Source organism: Mycobacterium sp., assembly GCF_035506235.1.
Taxonomy (GTDB): domain Bacteria; phylum Actinomycetota; class Actinomycetes; order Mycobacteriales; family Mycobacteriaceae; genus Mycobacterium.
Genome location: NZ_DATJPU010000036.1, coordinates 1 through 6,512 on the forward strand (window position 1 = coordinate 1; position 6,512 = coordinate 6,512).

Sequence of the window (6,512 nt, forward strand, 5' to 3'; positions counted from 1 at the left end):
CGCCGGGGGCGGCGCCGAGACGGTGGCGGCGGTCTATCGAACGGGTCGATTACCGGTCACCTCCGCCTTCGCCCAGCGCGGCATATGCGGGCCACAGGATCTCGACCAACGGCCGGCCACGCACCCCGACAGTGACATCGGGAAGCTGGTCGAGCAGTGCGGTCGACAACGTCGCCCGCGGGCTTGGCGATGGGATGTCGGCCTGTCGAACAAAATAGGACTCAAGACAATCGGTGAGCGGCCGTCCCGCCGGCTCGGCGCGGTCGGCAGCGGGGCGGCCCTGCGACCGGGCTGTCTGCAGATTCGCCAGCAGATCCTCACGCTCGCGTCCACGCCAGGCCAAGATGGCGAACGGATCATCGTCGAACGACTCGGCCAGCAGGTAGAACGTCGCGGCAAGGTGCTTGCACGGCACCGCGTCATCCGGGCAGGAACAGTCCAGTGACAGCTCACGGGCGGTCGCCGGGAACAGCGAAAGCCCCAGCCCGGCGAAGACTTCCTCGATATCCTCCGGCATCTCACCGGAAAGCAAAGCGGCCGCATACCAGGCATTTTCGGCCAGCGCACCCTCTACCTGCGCCCACTCAGCCTTACCGAAAGCACCGATACCTACCCGCACCCGGTAGGGGCGCACCCGGCTGCCCTGCACCTGTGCGGTGACCAGGCCGGGACCCACATCGATCGAGATCACTTGCCCCTTACGGGCATAGCTTCGCCCGCGCTGAAGCCGGCTGCCCATCCCGATGCCTTCGAGCACCTCGATGAACCGCTGGGACCACCAGGTCTGGGCGATCGCGCCGCGGGTGCTGCGGGCTTTGAGGCCGCCGTCGACCAGACGGGGCCGCGACGGCGGCGGGAACCAATTACTCACCAACGGCCCCCTCCGACAGGGCGAACAGCTTGCGCAGATCGCCGGTGGCCAGTTCAGTCAGCCAGCCTTCCCCGTCACCCACCACGAGATCGGCCAGCGCCTTCTTCTCCTCGATCATGTCGTCGATCTTCTCTTCGAGCGTGCCAGTGCAGATGAACTTGCGCACCTGGACCCTTCGCTTCTGGCCGATCCGAAACGCGCGGTCGGTGGCTTGGTTCTCCACAGCCGGGTTCCACCACCGGTCAAGGTGCACAACGTGATTGGCTGCCGTGAGGTTGAGCCCGGTGCCGCCGGCCTTCAGCGACAGCAGGAAAATCGGTGGTCCCTCACCGGACTGGAAGCGCGCCACCATCTCGTCACGCCGCTTCTTCGGGGTGCCGCCGTGCAGATAGGCCACGTCCTGCCCGAACCGCGCGGCGAGGTGCGGCACGAGCATCCCGGCGAACTCGGTGAACTGAGTGAAGCACAGCACCCGGTCGCCCTCAGCGAGGATTTCCTCCAGGATCTCCTCGAGGCGGATGACCTTGCCCGACCGCGCACCGATCGGCGAACGGTCGTGCAGCAGTTGCGCGGGATGGTTGCAAACCTGTTTGAGCTTGGCCATCGCGGCAAGAACGTTGCCGCGCCGTTCGATGCCCTTGGTGTTCTCGATCTTCTCCATCATCTCGTCGACGATGGACTGGTACAGGGATGCCTGTTCGGTGGTGAGCTGGCAGTACTGCTTGATCTCGATCTTCTCGGGCAGGTCGTCGATGATCGTCGGGTCGGTCTTGAGCCGCCGCAGGACGTAGGGGCGGGTGATGTTGCGCAGCCGCTCGGCCGGCTCGGTCTGGCCGTACTTCTCGACGGGGATCGCGTACCTGGTGCGGAACACCTCGGACGAGCCGAGCAGGCCGGGATTGAGGAAGTCCATGATGGACCACAACTCGGCGAGCCGGTTTTCGACCGGGGTCCCGGTGAGCGCCACCCGGTGCCCGGCCTCCAGCCGGCGCACCGCCTTGGCCCCGCGGGACAGACTGTTCTTCACCCCCTGCGCCTCATCAAGCACCACCCGGTTCCACCGGAATTCGGCGAGCTCGCCGATATCGCGGGTCGCGGTGGCGTAGGTGGTGACCACGATGTCGGTGTCGACGAGTTGCTCGCGCAGCGCGTCGCCGCGCAGCCGTGCCGTGCCGTGGTGGGCGTAAACCCGAAGTGTCGGTGCGAATTTCGCGGCTTCCCGTTGCCAGTTGCCGACCAGCGACATCGGGCACAACAGAAGTGTCGGCGCGGTGCCGGGCTCGTCGTGGCGTTGCGCTGACTCCAGGGCGAGCAACTGCACGGTCTTGCCCAGCCCCATATCGTCGGCCAGGCAGCTGCCCAGCCCGAGCGAGGACAGGAAAGCCAGCCAGGACAGCCCCCGCTGCTGGTAGGGGCGCAGCGTCGCGGTGAACTCCGGCGGGGGTGCCAGCGGCTGCAACGACTGGGCCGCCGCCCCGCTGAGCAGATCGCCGAGCCAGCCGTCGGCTCGCACCGCGGTGACTCCCAGAGGGGTGTCGGTGTCGTCGGGATGGCTGGCGGCCAGCGCGAGGATCTCGGCCGTGGTCGCTTGGCCGGTGGGATTCTTCGCCAGGAACTCCAGCCCCCGGCGCAGCTGATCGGGGTCCACTGCCACCCATTGGCCGCGCAGCCGGATCAGCGGGGCCTTGGTCTCGGCGAGCGCGGCGATCTCATCGTCGGTCAAGGTGTCATCACCGACCGCGAGTTCCCAGTGGAAATCGACCAGCTGATCGCGGCCGAATCTGCGTGTGCCACTGACCACTCCGTCGACCGGGGTGGATGCCGACACCGCGAGCCCGAGCTTGCGGCGCCGGTCCCACCATGACGGCAGCAGAACGCCGAACCCCGCCTCGTCGAGCAGTGGCGCGGCGGTGGACAGGAAGCGGTAGGCACCGTCGGTGTCCAGGGACAGCTCGGATGGACGCGCCGTGCGCAGGGCGGGCGCGAGCTCGTTATAGATCCGGACGGCGCGGCCGAGCTCGGCGAGCAGGAGTTCCTGGGGCCGGTCCAGCCAGCGGCGCAAGCTGCCATCCTCGTCCCAGGTCTGCTCCGCCGGTATCAACAGGCTGGGGTCAGCCATGGATTGCAGCAGGAACTCCAGCCGCCAGCCGGGCTGTTGGCCGTGCGGCTCCTCGGTTTCGGTGAGCCGGAACGTCGCCCGTGCCGGGCCCGGCTCCTCGGCACCGATCGCATCCCACGGCTGCAGTGCCCCGGCCAGCGCGTCGAGTTCGCCCGGGTCCGCGTCGAACCGGCCGTCCGGGGCGGTCAGCGCGGTAAGCCAGGCTTCCTGGGCCGGAACGTGTTTCGGGCGGCGGCCACGCCGGGGCGGGAGCAGGTCGATCCCGGCCGGCAACGTCGTTCGCACCGCCGCATCCGCAAAGGCATACAGCGCCGAGGTGACCAGCTCGTGGTCATCCTGGGTCTGCGGCTCAGCCCGGCATACCGGTGGCATCGCGGCAATCAGCGCATTCAGGGCCAAGACGTCGGGACCCTGCACCACCGGACGCCAGAACGCGACTGGCCCGTGTTCGTCGCACAAGAGCGCGGGCAGGACCCGGCCGCGCTCCACCAGCTCCCGCGCGAACGCCGCCAGGTCGGCGAGATACGCCACAGATGCGCCGTACCGCACGTCGGCGGCGGGCTCGTCCAGCGCGGTCAGCGCCGACGCGGCGGGCAGGGACATCACCGGAACCGTCCACGGCAGCAGAACGGGTTCGATTCGTGGTGCCGGGCGCGGCGTGACCCGGAACAGCTCCGGTGAATCCAGTGGCGACTTCCGCAACGACGGCAACAACAAAACCGCGGTACCCGGCTTGCCGGTATGGATCGGGGCGATGGCATCGGCGTCCGCGGCGAATGGATGCGGGCGGGCCGCACGCAACGCTTCGCTGGGACTCGTCACCGCGAGCGCGGAATTCTCCGCCCACAGGCATAGACCGTTCGAGGCGGACCAGAACCCGTGCAGGACCAACATGGACGTTTCTCTTTCTTCGGATGCGAGCCAGGCTAACGAGCGAAGGAAAGCACGCCGCGGCGCCGCGCCGACGCGCTACGTCAGTTCACCGAGGTCGTGACGGGTGGGGCAGATGTGCCACTGGTGCCAGAAGGATGACGCCAGCAGTCGTACCACGCCTCCGCGCAGGAGACGAGGGCCTGCCTGCCACACAATCTCAGTGGCGGCAAGGCGCGCCGCGCAGCCACGCACCGTGTCGGAAGCCGGGCCATCCGCGAGTCGATCTGGTCGGTCGTCGGCGAGCCCGACCGCGGCCTCGCGGTGGGCTTCACCCGGCCACGAACCGATCGTCCGGCGCGTCGACGACCTGCTCGAGCGCATTGGTAAACGATGATCGTCGACACCAGCGAAAACTGGACTCGCACCGTGAGACTGCACCCGGGGCTACGCCAGGGCCCGATCGCGGTGGAACTCGACGAGGTAGCGGGCCCAACCGGTGCTGGACGAACGACGGACGGTCTGGTAGTCGACCAACCTCTGTCGGACTGATTACGGTTGCCTTGTGGGCCAGTGGGACGCCGGGGCGGTCGCAGCGCTGCGCGCCGGGGTGTACAACGCTGACGGGTCCGTCGTGGAGGTGGTGCGTGAACGGCCAGCCGAGCAGGTGCTGCAGCTCGCCGGCGATGGCCTGCTGGACGCGATCGCACAGCATGTGGAGGGAGCCGTCGAATTGGCCGCACAATGCGTGGCGGCGCTGCGGGGGCGGTACTGGGATGGCGACGAGGAGTTGGCCAACCAGCTGCAGGCGGCCCTGGGCCGGGGCGCCACGCCGCTGCTTCGCTCATTGCCGGTCGATCTCGAGGAGCTGGCTTCGCTACTCGAAGGCGATCCGCTCTGCGGGAGCGGTCGCATCGACCTACGATCCGGTGCGTGCTGGCCGGACAGCGTGGACGATGGAGGGGATGACGGAGACGAGGATGACGAGGACCGCTGGCTCCACGTGGCGTGCTTAGGCTCAACGGAGGGCTACCGGGATATGGAACTGTTCATCGCCAAGGTCGGAGATCCCGCACTCGTTGAGCGTCTGCAGACTGCGATCACCGGGAAAGGCGCCTTCCGGCGATTCAAAGACGTGCTCTCGTGTTGGCCCCACGAGCTACAGCGCTACTACCTGCTCTCCAATGAGCGCCAGCGCGGCCGGGCTCGAGCGTGGCTTGCAGCCGAAGGCTTCCGACCTGCCGGCGCAGCAAAGCCGCGATCGTGAGCGACAGGCCAGGAAGCATGAGTGGCGCGAACCGCGCGGAGTTAGGTAGCCTTCTCCGCCCTCGAACTCGAGGTAATCCGTGACACCAGAGACGGTGATGGCAGGACCCTCGGTACAGAAGAACGCTGACACGTCGGTAAGCCAGTCCGAGAGCCGCCGAAGATAAGGGGAGCCACTCCGCGCAAAGCGAACTAAAAAAACCGGCTCAGGTGCTGATTTCCGTTTTAACGGTGTTAGCCAGGACTGGCTATGGACTGCTACGTAACAGTGGACCGAGGGGGAAAACGCCCCTGAACTGGGCTTTTAAGTGGAGCTAAGGGGACTCGAACCCCTGGATTCGGTGTCCACCAACGTCTGTACCAGCGGCTTCGATCTAGTTCGATCGATTTCAGTGCAGTTCGTCACCTGCGGTTTGCGATTCGGCGTGTTGACGGCGTCAACGCGCCGGACCGCCCCCATAGACGGCATGTTCTCCGCACGCCGCCCCAATTGGACTGTCATCTGCAACCGTAGTTCGTTAATATTGACCAAAGAAAGGTGGTGATTGACAGTGGCTCGAGTCATCCCACGCTCGGTCGCCGACGTGGTCGAGCAGCTCGAACTCGACGGAGACCTGGTCGTGACGTCAGGTCGGCTGGCCGCGGTCATGCGCCAAGTCGGGCTTGACGGTGACGAAGCGGCGACACAGCGCATCGCCTACGAACTCCAGCGCGGCGGCTGGCTGGGAAAACTGCGCACCCGCCACGCTTGGGAGTTCCTTCCCGGGGCGCGCGGCGGTGCCTACGGCTCTGGTGATCGCTTTATCGAGTTCCGCGCGCAGCGCGCCGTGGACCCTGATTGGCGCGGTGTGCTGGCAATGGAAACGGCTGCATCGATCCTCGGGCTGGCCCAGCGGTTACCGGAGCAAGAAGTCGTCGCGCTCCCGGCCGAGCAACCCTTTCCTAAAGCACTTGCCGGTGATTGGCGCTATGTCCGCATCGAGTTGCCCGAGGCCGGGCTGACAACGGTCAACGGCCTGCCGTCATGGAACCTCGAGGGACTGATCGTCGGTATTGCGGTGCGCCCGTCGGCCTACAAGGACGTAGCCGGCCTCAGCCAATGGCTGCCGGATGCCGTCCCGCGCGTGAACCTCGATACCGTCATCGGCTTGCTGAAGACTAGGCCGCGTGCAGCGGCGCAGCGTGCCGCATACCTTCTCGGGTCGGCAGGCAACAACGACGCCCGAGCCGCGATCGTCGCCACCTACCCAGCGACAGAGACGGTCTGGCTGGGACCGCGTGTCGCCGGTGCAGGTTTCTTCGACGCCGAGACCAACGTCAATGACACTCTGCTGCACCGATACCTCACCGTGGGCACCGGATCGTGACCCGGATTACCGAGGGGCA

The 6,512-nt window shown here is 66.9% G+C and carries 4 protein-coding genes; 2 read left to right on the plus strand and 2 right to left on the minus strand.

The features are described 5' to 3' along the window. Positions 1–49: 49 nt before the first annotated feature. Both VMD50_RS04085 and VMD50_RS04090 read right to left on the minus strand, forming a co-directional pair. Complete coding sequence (locus VMD50_RS04085; protein ID WP_325425121.1) at positions 50–874, minus strand: SWIM zinc finger family protein; 825 nt, start codon at positions 872–874, stop codon at positions 50–52. Beyond that, positions 864–3,884 (minus strand): DEAD/DEAH box helicase, encoded by a 3,021-nt coding sequence (locus tag VMD50_RS04090; RefSeq protein ID WP_325425123.1) that lies wholly within the window; start codon positions 3,882–3,884, stop codon positions 864–866. Before VMD50_RS04090 ends, VMD50_RS04085 begins: the two co-directional genes overlap by 11 nt. Positions 3,885–4,425: 541 nt before the next feature. On the opposite strand from VMD50_RS04090, the gene VMD50_RS04095 reads away from it, so the two are divergent. Both VMD50_RS04095 and VMD50_RS04100 read left to right on the plus strand, forming a co-directional pair. After that, positions 4,426–5,127, plus strand: coding sequence for a UPF0158 family protein (locus tag VMD50_RS04095; protein WP_325425125.1), 702 nt, complete (start codon positions 4,426–4,428; stop codon positions 5,125–5,127). 550 nt (positions 5,128–5,677) lie between these two features. Further along, entirely contained in the window at positions 5,678–6,493 is an 816-nt protein-coding gene (locus VMD50_RS04100) for a type IV toxin-antitoxin system AbiEi family antitoxin (RefSeq protein ID WP_325425127.1), read from the plus strand. Positions 6,494–6,512 lie beyond the last annotated feature (19 nt).